Raw genomic sequence first — 16,254 nt, 5'->3', positions numbered from 1 at the left:
TTCCTCTTTCCCGGCTCGTGACGGGCACGGCGTCGCCCGTCCGGGTCCACCCTACGGACACGGCACGGGTTGCCGGCCTGCCCGTGCGGTATCGGGACAGCCGCGGGCCTCGACGCCGGGGGGGCGGTGCCCGGGGATCGGCTCCCCGGGCACCGGCTCAGCCGGCCGTCTCGTCGGGGATCTTCTCGGCAGCCAGGGCCGTGGCCGACGGTGAGGCGGTGGCCGGGGACGGGCCACCGCGCCCGGAACCGCTCCTGTGCCCGCGCTGGGATGGATGCTGCTCTGCGCCGTGTGGTGTCACGGACGCCGTCGGGTCCGAGCCGCTCGGGGCGCCAGGGGCCGGGCCGCTGCTGGGATCTCCAGGCCGGTCAGGCGCGGTGACCGGGGCGGTGCCACGTGCGGGGGGCCACGAGCTCGAGGGCGGGCTCGAGGACCTCCACCTCACCGGCGGAGAGCAGGGCGCCGGGGCTGTGCCCGTCGGCCTCGCAGCGCACCAGCACCACCATGCCCAGCTCGGCAGGCTCGTAGGGGGCGCACAGCACGAGCTCCCCTGCGCGCAGGCCCAGGCCCGGCCGGTCGGCGAGCACCCGGCACCGGGACAGACCGGACACGTCGACCGCCGGCGTGGGCTCGACCGACACCCCGACGCCGATGCCCGGCGAGATCCGCACGGGCTCGGTGCCGGAGGGCACGAACTCCGGATCGGCAACACTCATGGGGTGGACCTCCAGATCGTCGAACGCACCGGGACACACAACAGGTCCCGGCGCCGGGCGGGGTGCTCGACAACGCTGTCCCTTCCAGGATAGGAGCCCGCTGCCCGAGCAGGAAGCAGGCTGTGGAATCCTTCACCTGGTGTTCACCGGGTCACACGGCGACCCTGCGCCGCGCACACCAGGTCACCGGGTGCGGGCGCCTGTGCCCACAAGTGGGGCTGCCGCGGCGTCGGACGCCCGCGTAGGCTCGGCCGTGTCGGCGAGCCGCTCGCGCAGCGTGGACGGAGTCCACGCGGAGCGGCCCGACGAGGCAGGTCACGTCGGGGGGCGTGGGCCTGCCGCAGCGCAGCGCCCTACCAGCGGCGCGCGTCGCCCGTGGCGGCCCCGCCCTGCGGCCGGGCCGCCACGGAGCCCTCCGGCACCGCGAGCACGGCGAGCGCCGGAGCACGCAGGCCGCGTGCCCGGTGAGCGGGATGGCACCGGCGGGCTCAGGCTCCCGCCGCGCTGATCGCAGCGTCCCGGCTCAGCGACCGGGGATGGTGGAGGGACTGGCCGACCGGGACGGACACCTCTACGACCTGGTCGTCGACGTCCCGGATGGGGACGAGCTGCGGGTGCGGTTGACGGTGTGGCTGCAGCGGAACCGGCCGCGGTGAGCACGGACGGCCGGGGTGCCGGTGAACACCCAGCCGCGCCCGAGGCACCGGCCAGGCGGGAATGCCACGATCGGGGTGCGCCGCAGATCGTGACGCACAGCACCCCCGGAGGACCATGAGCGCCCCCGCACCGACCCCCGTTCCCACCGGCTCCCGGCGGGCCGCCCGCCCCGAGCACCGCCGCACGGCCCGGCCCGCGCTGCCCGGCATCGGCGTCGGCACGGACCCGCAGGTCCGGCCCACCGCCCCGATCACCCCACTCTCGCGCTACCGGGTGCGCACTGACCGGCCGGGACTGAACCTGCGCGCCGGCGAGATCGTGCTGTGCGCCGCCTACGAACCGGCGTCCCTGGGCATGGTGGTGCTGGTGCGCTGCGAGTCCGACGGTCACGCCCCCGGCGCTCTGCTGCCGGCGCGCGAGCTCGAGCTCGTCGAGCACACCGGCACGGTCGCGGGGACGATCGCCTGGTCCACGCCGGGGGTCCGCGGCTGAACGCAGCGCCGCGGGGCGGTCCAGGGCCCTGGGAGAGATTCCCGGCCCGGGCCCGGGAAGCTGGCGCCGTCACCGGTCTGCCGGTCTCGACTCCTGTACCTGCTCTGCACCGGGTACGTGGTGCTGGAGGCCCCCGAGCACGATGCTCTGGAAGGCTTCACCGCCGTGCTGATGTCGTTCGTCCTGCCCCTGCTCGTACTGATCCTGGTGGGGGTGTCCGCCTACGAACTGGGACGGCGCCGGGCGCTCGACCGGCACGCCGGCGCGCCGTGGCCGGGACGCCCCGCTACGGCGTGACGGCGCCGCGGAACCGGCGCCGGCGGATGCCACACCAGCGGTTCAACCGTTCCGGGTGAGGCGGAGAACGGTCCCGGCGGGCGATGCTGGACCCGCAGAACCGCCGGAGCCGCCCCGAGCGACGGCGGACACCGGCGCAACGGGGGGCAGCGGTGGACTCGACGCAGAAGCCGGCCGGCGCATCGATCAGCGCGGCGCACCAGGAGCTGACGGCGTCGCTGCCGTGGCACGACGACCGGCCAGGAAGAGCTCCTCGACGGCGTGCGCATGGTGTTCCACATGGCCCCGGACGGTGGGGCGCCGGCCGGGGCGCACAGGTCCGCGACGCGCACGACTGGGCCGGCTACCTCACGGAGGCGATCGTACTGTTCGGTGGCGACCGCGGGGTCGTCTTCGCCTCTCACCGCTGGCTGACCTGGGGCCGGGAGCGGGCGATCTCCTTCTTCGCCCTGCAGCGCGACGTCTACGCCTATCTGCACGACCAGACGCTGCGGATGCTCAACCAGGGCCTGAACGGCCCGGAGGTCGCCGAGACCATGGTGCTGCCCCCGGCCCTGGCGAACGCCTGGCACGCCCATGGCTACTACGGGTCCGTCAGCCACAACGTGAAGGCCGTCTACCAGCGCTACACGGGCTGGTACGACGGCAACCCAGCGCATCTGTGGCCGCACCCGCCGCTCGAGGCCGCCCGCCGCTACGTGGAGTTCATGGGCGGGGCGGACGAGGTCGTCGAGAAGGCGCGGACCTCCTTCGCCGCCGGTGACCTCCGGTGGGCCGCGGAGGTGCTCACCCACGTGGTCTTCGCCCTCCCCGACCACGAGCCCGCCGAGGAGCTGCTCGCCGACACGGACGAACAGCTCGGCTTCGGCGCGGAGAACGGCACCTGGCGCTGCGCCTATCTCTCCGGCGCGCACGAGCTGCGCCCCGGCGCGGGCGGCACCCCGGCGCGGGCGGCACCCCGGCGAGCGCAGCCGGCGCCGACGTGCTGGCCCAGCTCACCTCCGAGCAGCTCTTCGACGGGCTCGCCGCCGAGGGTGTCGTGACCGACGGAGACGCCGGCGCCGTCGGGCGGCTGCCGGCTGCCCTCGACACCCCTGATCCGGGGTTCGCCGTCGTCACTTCCTGACGACCGGCCCACGGCCACTCCGGCGGAGCGGGGCAGGCACCGGATCGACCCGGGCCGGGGAGTGCGCACCGCCGGGACCGTCCCGGTCCGTGCGCCGGCACGGACGCTTCCCGGGCGACCCGGTCAGTCGGGGCGCAGCCCGCTGAGGCCGTTGCCGAGCAGGACGGCGCCGAGCACCACCAGCACGGAGGTCACCACCAGGGCGCCGTTGGCGGTCATCCACGCCTTCGCGGCCGTCAGGAGCGGGCCGGCCCGGTCCCCCAGCGCCACACGGAGCAGCACCGGTGCCGCCACCCCGAGACTGGCCACCAGCGTGAACAGCGCCAGTGCGGCCACCTGGTGGACCACCGCGGACGTGGCGGTGCCGATCGCAGCCGCCGCCGAGACGACCAGCACGGCGGTCTTCGGGTTCACCGCGACCAGCAGGAAGGCCACGAGCAGGGCGCGTACGGGAATCATGGTGTCGACGGCCGTCACCCACCGACCCGGCTCCGCGTCCGCCCGGGTGCGGCTGCGCCACTGCTTGAGGCCCGGCAGGAGCAGGGGCTGCGCCGAGCACAATGCGCAGCACCCCGGGCCACGGCGCGGGGTCGTCACGGGGCAGGCTCGTGTCGATGACCGCGAGGGTGAGAGCGGCGACCGCCCCGATTCCGGCGACCCATCCGAGCAGGAACCCGGCGACCGCGCCCCGCCGCCCGCCGGTGACGAGCATCAGCACGAGCACGGCGACAGGCATGGACGCGGCGAGCAGACCCACCGCGATCGGCAGGCTCGCCACTGTTGCCGCCGGCACGGCCACCTCCTGACCGCCGGGGGTGTCCTCGGGGCGCATCCCACCCCATCATGAACCCCCTCGGTTCCACGGAGGATCACCCGTCCGGGGTGACGCCGTGATGACGCCCGACCCCGTGACCACCTCGGCCCGGGGCCGCGGGCGGTCGCTGCCGCCGCACCGTCGTCGTCGCGGTGGGCCACGAGGCCTTGTCGGAGGCTGGCGATAGCCTCGGAATCATGAGGAATGCCCCCACCTCTCCCCCGGACCTGCAGGGCCCGACCACCTCGACCCCGCGATTCGAGACCGCCCGGCGCAACTTCCAGCTGGCCCGCTTCGAGCTCACCGCGGCCGCCCTGCAGGAGCTGACGGTCCGGGTCCGGACCCGGCACCCGCAGGCCCGGGCGCTGCTGCTGCTCTGCGACGACGTCGAGGACGGCCTCTACCTGGCCGACATCACGGACGACAGGGGCGAGGCGCTTCCCATGAGCGGGCCGCTGCTCGACGACCTCAGCACGGCCCAGATGATCGGCAATCTGCGCGGGGCCTACCTCGCGCTCCTGCCCGGAGTCGTCCACGACCCGGTCGAGCAGTCCTTCCACGTCGACCTCGTCCAGCGCTCCACCGGTATCGCCAGCTGAGGACCGACGCTCCGTCACGGGCGGCACACACGATGTCGCGCCCCGCCTGGTCAGTCGCGCGTCCCACCTGCTCCCGTCCGGCACGGCGCCGCGGCGCCCGAGGCGACAGGCCCAGAGGATTCCGTCCGGGATCGGCATCATGGGTCCATGAGCGCATCCCAGGACCCCACTCCCCGCACCGTCGAGCTGCTCCGGACCTCCACCGGCCGCTACACCGCCCGCAACGCCGAGGGCGCGCAGGTCGCCTTCGGCCAGGGCGAGGATTTGCTGTCCCCCGTGGAACTGCTCCTGGCCGCCCTCGCCGGGTGCTCGGCCGTGGCGGTGGACACGGCCACCGCCCGCAGCGCGGAGCCCTCGGAGTTCCGGGTCGAGGCCTCGGGGCGGCAGATCGTGGATGCGCAGGGCGGGAACCGCCTGGAGGACCTGCACCTGTCCTTCCACCTCGCGTTCCCGGACGACGCCGCCGGGCGCAAGGCCGCCGGCATGGTCGGGCGCCTCGTGGCCCTCTCCCACGACAAGTACTGCACGGTCTCGCGGACGGTCGAGCACGGCGCGGCCGTCAGCCACGACGTCAGCGTGGTCCGCGGGGCGGACGACACCCGGTAGACGACCACCGGGCGAGGTCCCGCACGCGCGATGCGACACCTCGACGTCACCGACCGGTCCGTCCTCCGGCCGGCCGACCCTGTGATGCGCCTCCCGTTCCACGGGTCGAGTTCGGCTCCGGCCCTCGCTCCGGACGCGCGGACGACCGGAACGACCCCTGGTGTTCACCCGATGGTCATCTGCGCGCCGTGCGGGCGGCGCAGGATGTGACCGTCAGCACTAGCTTCACAGCCGGGGGGAACTGGCATGAGCCGGAACACCAGCATGCCGCAGGACGACCGACCCGCAGCGGACCGGGGACAGCTGCGTCCTGGTGAGCGGGTCGAGGTGCACCGGGACGCGGTGGTGCACCACCTCGGGATCGTGGACGAGGCGGCTCCGCACCTGGGAGTGGTCTGGATCCGGGACGCCGGCACCGGGATCCGGAAGATGCTCAGGCGCGACGAGGTCGTCCTGCACCCCTGCCGCACCGAGCGTCCGGAGCACCGGTGAACGACCGGGCCGACGAGGCGCAACCCTTGGACGTCCGCGTGCTGGAACGCACGGCGGAGCGGCTGGCGGTCCGGTACGCCGGAGTGCTTTCCCCGGAGGTGGTGGAGCGGGTGGTCTTCGAGTCCTACACCGCCCTGTCCCGCACCGCCCGGGTGCGCACGCACCTGGCGGCGCTGGCCGGGCACTTCGCCGGGGACCGGCTGGCCGCCCTCGCCCACTCCCAGAGCCGCCAGGGGCCCCCGCAGGTGCTCTTCGTCGGCCGTCATGACACCGGCCGGGCGCAGATCGCCGCGGCCCTGCTGGCCCACTACGCCGGGGACGCCGCGGTGGTGCGCTCGGCCGGCACCGCGCCGGGTGCGGCCGTGGACCCGCAGGCCCTGCGGATCCTGGCCGCGCGCGGACTCGAGCTCGGCCAGGCCTATCCGAAACCGCTGACCGACGACGTGGTGCGCGCGGCCGACCACGTCATCACCTTCGGCACGGCCGACGCGGTGCCCGTCTACCCGGGCGCGGAGCACCAGGACTGGGGCGCGGACCGCACCGTCTCCGGCAATCCGGAGGACCTGGAGGCACTGGTGGTCGAGGTCGACGAGAAGGTCCGGGCGCTGTGGGGGGCCATCCGCCGCTGACCCGCCGTGGTGCCGCCGCCGGCGCCGAACGGACAGGAGCCCGGGCGGGGCGCACCTGGTCTCCGCCCGTCACCGCAGGGCCGTCGAGGACCGGCCCGCGCCGGACTCGTCCCGCGCGCAGGGTAGTGTGGACGCGAACTAACATGCATATGCATGTGATGGTGCCGGATCGCCGCGTTCCCACGGCGTGCGGGACCGGCCACCAGCCACCACGGGCTGCGCCGCACCGCTCTGCGGGCCGAGCGGACGCTCCGCCCGCCACCGACCCGAAAGGCTGGGATGCGCAGCACCTCATGGCCCACCCAGATGTCCGTCGTCGGCTCGAGCGTCGTGCTGCTGGCGACCCTCACCGGCTGCGCCGACGCTGCCGCTCCCGACGCTCCGGCCACGCCCACGGCCACAGCCGCGCCGAGCGCGCCGGAGCAGGCCCCCGCGCAGTGGTCCTACGAGGGGGCCACCGGACCGCAGCACTGGGGGGAGCTCGCCGACGAGTTCACGGCCTGCAGCAGCGGAACGGCTCAGTCACCCATCGACGTCCCGAGCGACCCTGCCCTGTCCTCCGCGCCGATCGAACCGGGCTACACGCCCGCCGACTTCCAGGCCCGCGACACCGGGCACACGGTCGAGCTCCACGCGCTCTCGCCGCAGAGCATCACGGTCGGCGGGACCGAGTACGCCTTTCAGCACATGCACTACCATGCACCCTCGGAGCACACGGTCGACGGTGCAGCCTACGCCGCGGAGTTCCACTTCGTGCACCGGTCCGAGAACGGCGACCTCGCCGTCGTCGGCGTGCTGGCCGCCGAGGGACGGCACAACGCCGCGTGGTCGTCCGTCTCCGACGCGATCCCCGCCACGGCGGGCGAGGACTCACCGGCCGTGACAGGGCTGACGCTCACCTCCCTGCTCCCCGAGTCCCTGGACCACTACGTGTACGGCGGCAGCCTCACCACGCCCCCGTGCAGCGAGGACGTGCGCTGGCTCCTGCTGCAGAGCCCCATCGAGCTGGGCGCCGCCCAGATCGCTGGTCTGCGCTCCGCGCACGCCGGGAACAACCGTCCGGTGCAGCCCCTGAACGACCGCCAGGTCAGCGAGGTCGACCAGTGATCCGCAGCGCATGACATGCCCGGTGCGCCCCTCGCTCAGGCGCCGCGGATCGCGGTGAGCTCGTAGACGACGGCCGAGCTGGTCGCCGGCCCGCGACACGTCAGCCGGCACGGCGGTGCACGGTGGGCCTGCAGCTCGACGTCGACCCGGCCCGGGTGCGGCGGGCGGCCGACGAGGCTGATCCGCCAGTGGTCTCCGTGACGGGACGTCTCGGCCACCGTGTAGTCCGTGCGGCCCGCCGGACCGAAGCGTCCGAGGGCGGCCGCGACAGCGGCCTGCTGGGGCGGCGTGAGATCCGTGTAGCCGCGCAGGTGCTCCGGGTGCACCCGCCCGGCCAGGTGCTCACCGACCACGAGGACGGAGGACTCGGCGTCGAGGCCGCCGTAGTAGACGCCGTCGGGGGCGATCACGACGTTGCCGGCGAACCTGTCCCCGCCGACGTGCGCGCACTCCCACACCAGCTCCGGCCAGTGCTCGCTCAGGATCCGCGCCACGGGCCGCCCGTGCACGGCGCAGCACGGGTCGTGCTGACCGTGGGCGCAGACCAGCACGACCGGCGGGTGTCCCAGCTCCCCAGGGGTGCCCAGGGCCGTGGCGATCTCCGCCAGGTCCTCGTCCCGGTCCCACGTGCCCCACTGCTGACGACCCGCGCCGTCGGGCCCGTGGTGCAGCACGGCCCAGCGACGGGGCCCCTCGACGCTGCGGCGGCCGTGCCGCCTGACCAGCAGCACCCGGGCCCGCACCGCCTGCGCGGCGGCGAACACGAGCGCCTTGGTCCCCGGCTCCAGGTCGAGTCCGTCGAAGCCGTCGGCCGGCCACCCGCCCCGGTGCTCGACGAGGACCCACACGAAACCGCGCGGCGCCGTGCCCGCCATCGGGTCCCCGCGGTCCCGGGCCGCCTCGGCGCAGGAGAACCGTTCCGTGGCGGTCACTGCGGCGACATCACCGGTCGGCGGGGACGAGGACGCCCGCGCGCAGCAGCCGCGCGACGAGCTCGGCGCCGAGGTCGTCCGCGGTGTGCACCTCCCCGTCGAGCAGGCGAGCGACGGCGGGCAGATCGGCCTCCGGGAAGTCCAGCCACCCCACCCGCGTGGTCAGGCGGGACCCCTCCATCCGGGCCGCCAGGGCCTCCCGGAGCCGCACCGGGGAGTCGGGGCGCAGGTCCTCGACGGCCGCCAGCTGGGCCAGCGGGCCCAGCGGGGCCGGACGCCCCTGGCTCCTCCGGGCGCGGTGGAACAGGGCCGTGGAGTCCGCCGCGGCGACGGCCGCGGCCAGCCGCTCACGGACGGCCTCGAGCTCCTCGCCGGGGCCGTCGACACCCAGCGGCAGCGTGGCGCGCATCTCGGGCTCGTCGGCCAGCAGGGCCAGGGCTGCCTGGGCGAGCTGCTCGGCCAGTGCGTGGCGGGTCCAGCTGTGGATCCCGAGCGTGAGGTGGACGGAGACCTCGTGCTGCGCCTGGGCCGCGTGCAGCCAGCCCCGCGGCAGATAGAGGGCGTCGCCGGGCTCGAGCACGGTGTCGATCCGGGCCGTGCCCTGCGCGGCCTCGGCGACTGCGGCCCGGTGGGCGGTCCAGGGCTGGTCCCGCAGGGGGTCGGGGTGGACGGGCTCGTGGATGATCCAGCGCTTGGTGCCGGCGATCTGCAGCACGAAGACGTCGTGGACGTCGTAGTGAGCGTCGAACCCCCGGTTCTGCGGCGGGGTGACGTAGGCGTTGGCCTGCACCGGGTGCCCGAGCTCGGTGCCCAGCCTGGTGCTGAACTCGGCGACCGGCTCCCACATGCGGTGCAGGGCCTGCAGGACGAGCGTGGCCCCGTCGGCGAAGCTGCGCCAGAGCGCGGTGTCGTCGAGCTGGTCGGGCACGGTGGCGCCGACACCGGCGGGCGAGGTGAACGAGGAGTCGGGGAACGTGGAACCGTCCTTGGCGACGCGCAGGAAGGGCGTGCGCAGCCCGCGGCGCGCAATGAGCTCGTCGACGGCTGCGGCGGAGAACAGATCGGAGAAGTCTCCGGCGCTGCGGGTGAGCAGGGCCGCGCGCCCCCAGACCTCGCGGGCGAACCTCTCCCGCCCGATGTCGATCAGCCGTGTCTCCAGGACCCCGGCGCCGTCCGGGGCGCCGGGGTCCTGCGAGTGGTCGCGGATGCCGCTCATGCTCACACGCCTCGTGCTTCGGCTCCTCCGTCAGCGCCTCCGTCGTGGACGCCCGGGGCGCCGGCCGCCCCGCCGTCGGCAGGGCCTTCCGCGCCCCCGTCAGCTCCCCCGTCGGCACCGCCGTCGTGGACGCCCGGGGCACCGGCCGCGCCGCCGTCGGCGGGACCTTCGGCGCCTCCGTCGGCACCGCCGTCGTGGACGCCCGGGGTGCCCGCCGCGCCGCCGTCGGCAGGGCCTTCCGCGCCCCCGTCAGCTCCCCCGTCGGCACCGCCGTCGTGGACACCCGGGGTGCCCGCCGCGCCGCCGTCGGCGGGACCTTCGGCGCCTCCGTCGGCACCTCCGTCGTGGACGCCCGGGGCACCGGCCGCGCCGCCGTCGGCAGGGCCTTCCTGCTGGTTCGGATCCTGCTGTGAATCAGTCATGCTTCCTCCCAGAGTCGGATGAACAGGATCGGGTTCCGGTGCCGGCGCCCGATCGCCACGCGGGGCGATTCCTCAGCATCGACCCGCGCTCACCCTATCGAGACAGCTCCGGCGTGGGAACAGTCAGGGGCGCCCGGATCGGCCGTGCCGGCGTGCACGCTGCCCGTCCGAGCCTCCGGCCGCCATCGGGGTGGAGCGGTCGCCGGCGCCGGGATCCGGAAGAGCCGAGGGGATCGGCCTGCGTGACGGCCCCCTGCTCGGCAGTTTCCCGCAGGGGCGCACCCGCATCGGGCTGATCGTCGCGCCCCGGACGACAGGTCGGGCCGGAGGGCGCCGCCGACCACGTCGCGGTCCGCGCACCGGGGATCTGGGCTGGCCGAGGCCGGGGTTGCCTGCGACGTGTCCGGGGGCGTCGTCGTCGACGGGGCGCTGCGGGCCAGCGTCCCCGGCATCCGGGCCGCCGGGGACGTCACCCACGGGGAGAAGTACACCCACCTCGCCGGTGTCCAGGCCTCCGTGGCCGCCTCGAACGCGGTGCTGGGGCCGACCCGCCGCACCGGCGAGATCGTCCCCCGGATCACGTTCACCGATCCGGAGCCGGCCGCCGTGGGAGTCACCACGGCCACCCGTCCGGGCAGCACGGCCCACACCGTCGAGCACGCCACCCAGGACCGGGCCATCACCGAGGGCAGCACCACCGGATTCACCCTCCTGATCCTGGACCGCAGAGGCCGGGTCCTCGGCGGCACCGTCGTGGGACCCCGGGCCGGGGAGTCCATCGGCGAGCTCACCCTGGCCGTGCACCGCGGTCTGTCCACCACGGACCTGGCCGCGGTCACCCATCCCTACCCCCACGTACAACGACGGGATCTGGAACGCCGCGATCGCCGTGCTGCGGGCCCTGGCCCGCCGCCGCGCCGCCCGCCGGGACCGGTCCTGAGCCCGGCGCCCCGAGACGGAGCGGCAGCCCGGCCGCCTTCCCGGGCCACCGTGGACCTCCGGAGAAGACCTCGGCCGGGGTGCGCGCGCCGTGCCCGGCACCGGGAGTCCCGTGTCAACGGACGTTGACACGGGTGTGCCGTCATCGTAGGTTGACACGCAGGAGGTGCGACGACGATGGACGAGGTGCCGATGAGCGTGCTGGTGGCCCAGACCGAGGACGACGACCCGCTGCGGGCGCTGCGGGCCACGGCGGCGCTGCACCGCCAGCTCTCGCAGCAGGAGGCGGTGGCGGTGCGCCGGGCCCGCGCACGGGGCGCGTCGTGGGCGCAGATCGCCGCCGCCCTGGGGGTGAGCCGCCAGGCGGTGCACCGCAAGTACGGCGGCTCGAGGTTCGAGCGTGACTGACCCGACCGCCGCCGACGCACCGGTCCCGCACGGCCGCCTGCAGGACCTGCTCGGCTACCTCACGCAGCACCGTGGCGTCCTGGGCGTGGTGCTCGTGCTGTCGGTCCTGGGGGCGGGGCTGAGCCTCGCGCAGCCGGTGGCCGTCAACCAGGTCATCAGATCCATCAGCACCGACCGGTCGGCGGCGCCAGTGGTGCTGGTGCTCGTCCTGCTGGTGCTCGGCGCCGGCCTGGTGGGCGCGGCGCAGCAGTACCTGCTCGAACGCACCGCCGAGGGCGTGGTGCTCACCGCCCGGCGGCGCCTGGTGGGCCAGCTCCTGCGCCTGCCGGTGCGCGAGCACGACGCCCGCCGGACCGGCGACCTGGTCTCCCGGGTGGGCTCGGACACCACCATGGTGCGGGCCGCGCTGACCGGTGGCCTCGTGGACGCCCTGGGCGGGTCGCTGGTGTTCGCCGGTGCGCTGATCGGGATGGCCCTGCTGGACCCGCTGCTGCTCGGCATCACCCTCAGCGTCGTCCTGGTCGCCGTGCTGGCCGTGGTGATCGCCTCGGCACGGATCCAGGTCCTCACCCGCGCGGCCCAGGAAGCCGTGGGCCGCCTGGCCGCCGGCGTGGAACGCGCCCTGTCGGCGGTGCGCACCATCCGCGCCAGCGGGGCCACCGACCGGGAGGTGGCCCGGCTCGAGACCGAGGCGATCGCGGCCTACGACTACGGGGTGCGCGTCGCCGGGGTCGGCGCAGTGCTCTGGCCGATCAGCGGGCTCGCCGTCCAGGGCTCCTTCCTCGCCGTCTTGGGCGTGGGCGGCTACCGGGTGGCCTCCGGCGCGCTCGCCGTCGCCGATCTGGTGACCTTCATCCTCTTCCTCTTCATGATGGTCATGCCGCTGGGGCAGTTCTTCTCCGCCGTCACCACCGTCCGCGCCGCCCTGGGCGCCCTGGGCCGCATCCAGGAGATCCTGGAGCTGCCGCGCGAGGACGCGCAGGACCGGGCCGGCGAAGGGTCGGGCGGCACCCCCGAGGCCGGCGCTGCCGCGGCGCGCACGGGACAGCGAGGGCGCCCGGTCGAGGTGTCCTTCGACTGGGTCACGTTCTCCTACCGGCCAGGCAGGCCGGTGCTCGACCAGCTCAGCTTCACGGTCCCGGCCGGATCGACCACCGCGATCGTCGGACCGTCGGGGGGCGGCAAGTCCACGCTGCTCGCCCTCATCGAACGCTTCCACGATCCCGACCACGGCTCCATCCGTCTCGACGGCACCGATCTGCGCGCCATGTCCCGGGCCGATCTGCGGGCCCGGATCGGCTACGTCGAGCAGGACGCTCCCGTGCTGGCCGGGACCGTGCGGGAGAACCTGCTGCTCGCCGCCCCCGAGGCCGACGAGGCCTCCTGCCGGGAGGTGCTGGACGCGGTCAACCTCCTGGCGCGCCTCCAGGAGCACCCCGAGGGCCTGGACGCACCCGTCGGCGACGACGGCGCCGGGCTGTCCGGCGGTGAGCGCCAGCGCCTGGCCATCGCCCGGTCCCTGCTGGCGGACACGCCGCTGCTGCTGCTCGACGAGCCCACCGCCAGCCTGGACTCCCGCAACGAGCAGGCCCTCCACGCCGCCATCCGCTCCGCCGCGGCCGGGCGCACGGTCCTCATCGTGGCCCACCGCCTGTCGACCGTCGTGGGGGCCCAGCAGATCATCGTGCTCGACCGCGGCCGGCTGACCGCCACCGGCACCCACGAGGAGCTGCTGGGCGCCTCGGAGCTCTACCGCGAGCTCGCCCGTCACCAGCTGCTAGTCTGACGACGCTCCGGGCCGGAGGATACTGGTCTCGGAACCCGGTGGCGCAGGCGGTCACCGGGAGCCGGCGGCCTCGGAAGGAGACGGACCGTGGACGGAACGCAGCTTCAGCAGCTCGCCATGCAGGTCGCCGCCGGGTTGCCGGCGGTGTCCCGCACCCATCCCTTCGGCCCCGAGCACGACGTCTTCAAGGTGGTCGGCAAGATCTTCCTGATGGCCACCGAAGCGCCCGGCGCACCGATCGTGACGCTCAAGTGCGAGCCCCCGCACGCGGCGGCACTGCGCCAGGAGTTCCCCACCATCACGCCCGGCTACCACATGAACAAGCAGCACTGGATCTCCCTCGGCGCCGGCCCCGGGATCACCCGTGACCTCGTGGCCGAGCTGGTGCTGAACGCCTACGAGCTCGTCGTCGAGGGCCTTCCCCGGGCCCGGCGCCCCGTGCTGCGCCACACCGGCACCGGATCGTGGCCGACGGCGGAGACGGGCTGAGCCGCGGCCGCACGGCCCCCCCGGGACTCCGCGCGCCCCGTCCCGTGCGCACGGCGGGCCCGGCGATCGCCGCCCGCTGAGGACCTCGGACGCACACCGCCCCCTTGCGCCGGAGCGCCTCGGTCGAGTTGAGTGCAACCATGGGGACGGTGATCTACTCCGTGGCCTCCTCGCTGGACGGCTACAACTCCGACACCGAGGGCGACTTCTCCTGGGCGGTGCCCGACGAAGCCGTCGTCGCGGCGCTGACCGACGACCTGGCCTCGGTGAGCACCTACCTCTACGGGCGCCGCATGTACGAGACGATGGCCGTGTGGGAGACCGATCCCACCGCCCCGACGTGGTCCCCCGAGTCGGCGCGCTTCGCCGAGACGTGGAAGCGGGCCGACAAGGTGGTCTTCTCCTCCTCCCTCGAACGGACCTGGACCGAGCGCACCCGGCTCGAGCGCGAGTTCACCGCCGAGGCGGTCGAGCGCGCGAGGTCCGAGGCGCCCGGGGACCTCACGATCGAGGGCCCGACCCTCGCCGGGAGCGCCCTGCTGCTGGGTGTGGTCGACGTGGTCGAGCTGCTGCTGTGCCCGGTCACCCTCGGAGGCGGCACTCCGGTCTTCCCGGACGGGCTGTCCCTGGACCTGCGGCTCGTGCGGGAGCGCCGGTTCGACAACGGCATGGTGCAGATCACCTATGTCGTCGACCGCCCCCGGCGCACCGGACACGGACCGGGCTACCGGGCGACGTCCCCGCCGGACCATGCCTCCGCGTAGAACTGCGAGGACCGTGATCTCAGCAGCTCGGTGTACAGCTGCGGCTCCATGGCCTGCGCCGAGCCCTGCGGGAGCTCCGTGGTGAAGGCGGACACGCCCAGCCCGGCCGCGCGGTCGCTCAGCTCCAGGCCGGCGGCCTCCAGGATCGTGGGGTACATGCTCAGCTGGTCCACGCGGGGGCGCAGCCGGCCGTCCAGGTCCTCGCCGGGCACCCAGACGCGGTTGAAGATGGTGCGGTTGTCGTGGTGGTCCAGCTGCTCGTGGAAGGCGTCACCGGCGCTCATGTGCTTGAGGTGGTCGCCCATGATCACCACGGCGGTGTCCTCGAGGTAGCCCTTCTGCTCCAGGTGGGCCACGAAACCGGCCACCTGGGTCATGGAGCAGAAGAACGCGGAGGTGACCACGTTCTCCGTGTCCACGGTGCAGTAGTCGAAGATGTGCACCGGCTCGTGCGTGTCCAGCGTGAGGACGGAGAGGTTGAACGGCCGGCCGGTCCGCTGCGCCTCGGCGTGCAGCGCGTCGACCTCGTCCTTGGCGTGCGCCATGAGGCGTCCGTCGCTCAGACCCCAGTCACCGCGGAAGTTCTTCTCCGGTTCCCCGGCGGCGCGCCAGTCGGAGAGGTCCTTCACCTCGGAGTAGCCGTGGGTGCCCAGGAAGGCGTCCTTGGCGGCGAAGGAGGCGTTGGCCCCGCCCAGGAAGACGCTGGTGTAGCCGTGCTCGCGGAGGACGTCGCCCAGGCAGGTGGTCCCGCCCAGGTAGGTGCCGACGTCGCCGCCGAGCTCGTTGAGGGCGCCGCTGTCCGCGGCGGAGCCGAGGCCCTTCAGCGGCACGCCGCACTGCGTGGCCGTGAGACCGGCCATCGTCCAGCCCCCGCCCTCGTACTGCCGGAGGTCCTCCACGCTCTGCCAGCCGTCCGAGGCCCGGGTGACCTCCTGCAGCGGCGCGAACGCGTTCTTCTCGAAGAGCTCGTCGTTCGCGAGGGTGGCCTCCCCGGACTCGAGGTAGATCAGCACCAGGTTGCGCTTGCGCTCGTCGCCGGTGACCGTCGGCTCCACGTAGTAGTCGCCGAGGTCGTACGCGGAGTTCCCCGCCCTGAGGTAGTCCCCGACGCCCACCGTGGTGGCGAAGGCGGTGCTGCCGCCGACGACCACGCCTGCGACCAGGACGGTGGGGACCACGCGCACGAGCCACCGCGGACGGTGGGCCCGCACGTCCCCGCCCTGGTGGCGGCGCCGCCGGCGCCGGGCGTGCTGCCCGAGGGCGATCCCGGCGGTGAGGAGCAGGGGCAGGACACCGACCCCCAGGATGCCCATCCAGACGATGGGGCCGCCCCCGCCGTCGAGCTCCACGGAGACGAGGTTCAGGAGCATCTGGCCCACGGTGATCTCGCCCCAGAAGTACCGGATCCCGGCGGCGGCGATGAGCAGCGCCAGCCCCGCCCAGATCAGGACGTAGACCAGAAGGCGTCCCGCGACGACGCCGCCCCGTCGGATCACGGGGTAAATCCGGGCAGACATCGCAACACCTCGCGTTCCAGATGCGCGTATGTGCACCGGACATCCTTGACGTCGGACCCGTTCTCGGGCCCATCACAACGTAGTACCGATACGTTACCCGTTCAACAGCCGTTCATGCGCCCGATGCCACTCGGACACCTGAGGCGCGATCGCCCCCCCTCCGGCGTGCACCGCACGTGCGGGACGACCGGGACGACGCGGTGAGCGGCGGCCGGCCTGCCCCGCGCCCCGGGGCCCGGCGGAGGT

19 protein-coding genes are annotated in these 16,254 nt (G+C 74.3%); 14 read left to right on the top strand and 5 right to left on the bottom strand.

What is annotated here, in order from left to right:
* Nucleotides 1-368: 368 nt before the first annotated feature.
* A complete protein-coding gene (locus PU704_RS11000) occupies nt 369-716 on the bottom strand; it encodes a hypothetical protein (protein WP_277551389.1) in 348 nt (115 codons plus the stop codon).
* Nucleotides 717-1,487: 771 nt separating this feature from the next.
* Between PU704_RS11000 and PU704_RS10995 the strand changes: the two genes are divergently transcribed.
* The 3 genes from PU704_RS10995 to PU704_RS10985 all read left to right on the top strand — a co-directional run bounded on the left by PU704_RS10995 (nt 1,488) and on the right by PU704_RS10985 (nt 3,205).
* The gene (locus tag PU704_RS10995; protein WP_277551388.1) at nt 1,488-1,865 is read left to right on the top strand and encodes a hypothetical protein; all 378 of its coding nucleotides are present in this window, start codon (nt 1,488-1,490) and stop codon (nt 1,863-1,865) included.
* 117 nt (nt 1,866-1,982) lie between these two features.
* A complete protein-coding gene (locus PU704_RS10990) occupies nt 1,983-2,162 on the top strand; it encodes a hypothetical protein (RefSeq protein ID WP_277551387.1) in 180 nt (59 codons plus the stop codon).
* Nucleotides 2,163-2,314: 152 nt separating this feature from the next.
* A complete protein-coding gene (locus tag PU704_RS10985) occupies nt 2,315-3,205 on the top strand; it encodes an alkyl sulfatase dimerization domain-containing protein (protein ID WP_277551386.1) in 891 nt (296 codons plus the stop codon).
* Between the two features lie 206 nt (nt 3,206-3,411).
* Here PU704_RS10985 and PU704_RS10980 read toward each other — a convergent pair whose 3' ends face one another.
* Complete coding sequence (locus tag PU704_RS10980) at nt 3,412-3,885, bottom strand: GAP family protein (protein WP_277551385.1); 474 nt, start codon at nt 3,883-3,885, stop codon at nt 3,412-3,414.
* A gap of 414 nt (nt 3,886-4,299) precedes the next feature.
* On the opposite strand from PU704_RS10980, the gene PU704_RS10975 reads away from it, so the two are divergent.
* The 5 genes from PU704_RS10975 to PU704_RS10955 all read left to right on the top strand — a co-directional run bounded on the left by PU704_RS10975 (nt 4,300) and on the right by PU704_RS10955 (nt 7,535).
* Complete coding sequence (locus PU704_RS10975; protein WP_277551384.1) at nt 4,300-4,701, top strand: hypothetical protein; 402 nt, start codon at nt 4,300-4,302, stop codon at nt 4,699-4,701.
* Between the two features lie 147 nt (nt 4,702-4,848).
* Nucleotides 4,849-5,307, top strand: coding sequence for an OsmC family protein (locus tag PU704_RS10970; RefSeq protein ID WP_277551383.1), 459 nt, complete (start codon nt 4,849-4,851; stop codon nt 5,305-5,307).
* Nucleotides 5,308-5,553: 246 nt separating this feature from the next.
* Nucleotides 5,554-5,799, top strand: coding sequence for a hypothetical protein (locus PU704_RS10965; RefSeq protein ID WP_277551382.1), 246 nt, complete (start codon nt 5,554-5,556; stop codon nt 5,797-5,799).
* Nucleotides 5,796-6,428 carry an arsenate-mycothiol transferase ArsC gene (locus PU704_RS10960; protein WP_277551380.1) on the top strand — a complete coding sequence of 211 codons (633 nt, stop codon included), beginning with the start codon at nt 5,796-5,798 and terminating at the stop codon, nt 6,426-6,428. Before PU704_RS10965 ends, PU704_RS10960 begins: the two co-directional genes overlap by 4 nt.
* Before the next feature lie 279 nt (nt 6,429-6,707).
* Entirely contained in the window at nt 6,708-7,535 is an 828-nt protein-coding gene (locus PU704_RS10955) for a carbonic anhydrase (RefSeq protein ID WP_277551379.1), read from the top strand.
* Between the two features lie 35 nt (nt 7,536-7,570).
* On the opposite strand, the gene PU704_RS10950 is transcribed toward PU704_RS10955, so the two are convergent.
* Both PU704_RS10950 and PU704_RS10945 read right to left on the bottom strand, forming a co-directional pair.
* Nucleotides 7,571-8,467: a sucrase ferredoxin gene (locus PU704_RS10950; RefSeq protein WP_338130230.1), complete on the bottom strand. Its 897-nt coding sequence runs from the start codon at nt 8,465-8,467 to the stop codon at nt 7,571-7,573.
* Between the two features lie 10 nt (nt 8,468-8,477).
* The gene (locus PU704_RS10945; protein ID WP_277551378.1) at nt 8,478-9,683 is read right to left on the bottom strand and encodes a cupin domain-containing protein; all 1,206 of its coding nucleotides are present in this window, start codon (nt 9,681-9,683) and stop codon (nt 8,478-8,480) included.
* Nucleotides 9,684-9,727: 44 nt separating this feature from the next.
* Between PU704_RS10945 and PU704_RS10940 the strand changes: the two genes are divergently transcribed.
* The 6 genes from PU704_RS10940 (at nt 9,728) to PU704_RS10915 (ending at nt 14,491) form a co-directional block, all read left to right on the top strand.
* Nucleotides 9,728-10,096 carry a hypothetical protein gene (locus PU704_RS10940; protein ID WP_277551377.1) on the top strand — a complete coding sequence of 123 codons (369 nt, stop codon included), beginning with the start codon at nt 9,728-9,730 and terminating at the stop codon, nt 10,094-10,096.
* Between the two features lie 408 nt (nt 10,097-10,504).
* A complete protein-coding gene (locus PU704_RS10935) occupies nt 10,505-11,173 on the top strand; it encodes a hypothetical protein (RefSeq protein ID WP_277551376.1) in 669 nt (222 codons plus the stop codon).
* A 48-nt stretch (nt 11,174-11,221) separates the two neighbouring features.
* Complete coding sequence (locus tag PU704_RS10930) at nt 11,222-11,452, top strand: hypothetical protein (RefSeq protein WP_380113732.1); 231 nt, start codon at nt 11,222-11,224, stop codon at nt 11,450-11,452.
* Nucleotides 11,445-13,238: an ABC transporter ATP-binding protein gene (locus tag PU704_RS10925; RefSeq protein WP_277551375.1), complete on the top strand. Its 1,794-nt coding sequence runs from the start codon at nt 11,445-11,447 to the stop codon at nt 13,236-13,238. Before PU704_RS10930 ends, PU704_RS10925 begins: the two co-directional genes overlap by 8 nt.
* 87 nt (nt 13,239-13,325) lie before the next feature.
* Nucleotides 13,326-13,727 carry an MmcQ/YjbR family DNA-binding protein gene (locus PU704_RS10920; RefSeq protein ID WP_277551374.1) on the top strand — a complete coding sequence of 134 codons (402 nt, stop codon included), beginning with the start codon at nt 13,326-13,328 and terminating at the stop codon, nt 13,725-13,727.
* 140 nt (nt 13,728-13,867) lie between these two features.
* A complete protein-coding gene (locus PU704_RS10915; RefSeq protein ID WP_277551373.1) occupies nt 13,868-14,491 on the top strand; it encodes a dihydrofolate reductase family protein in 624 nt (207 codons plus the stop codon).
* Here PU704_RS10915 and PU704_RS10910 read toward each other — a convergent pair.
* Nucleotides 14,452-16,008: a sulfatase-like hydrolase/transferase gene (locus PU704_RS10910; protein ID WP_277551372.1), complete on the bottom strand. Its 1,557-nt coding sequence runs from the start codon at nt 16,006-16,008 to the stop codon at nt 14,452-14,454. The genes PU704_RS10915 and PU704_RS10910 overlap by 40 nt on opposite strands.
* Between the last annotated feature and the right edge of the window lie 246 nt (nt 16,009-16,254).

It is taken from the genome of Kocuria oceani (assembly GCF_029524215.1).
GTDB lineage: Bacteria > Actinomycetota > Actinomycetes > Actinomycetales > Micrococcaceae > Kocuria > Kocuria oceani.
This window is presented reverse-complemented; position numbering and strand designations above follow the sequence as displayed.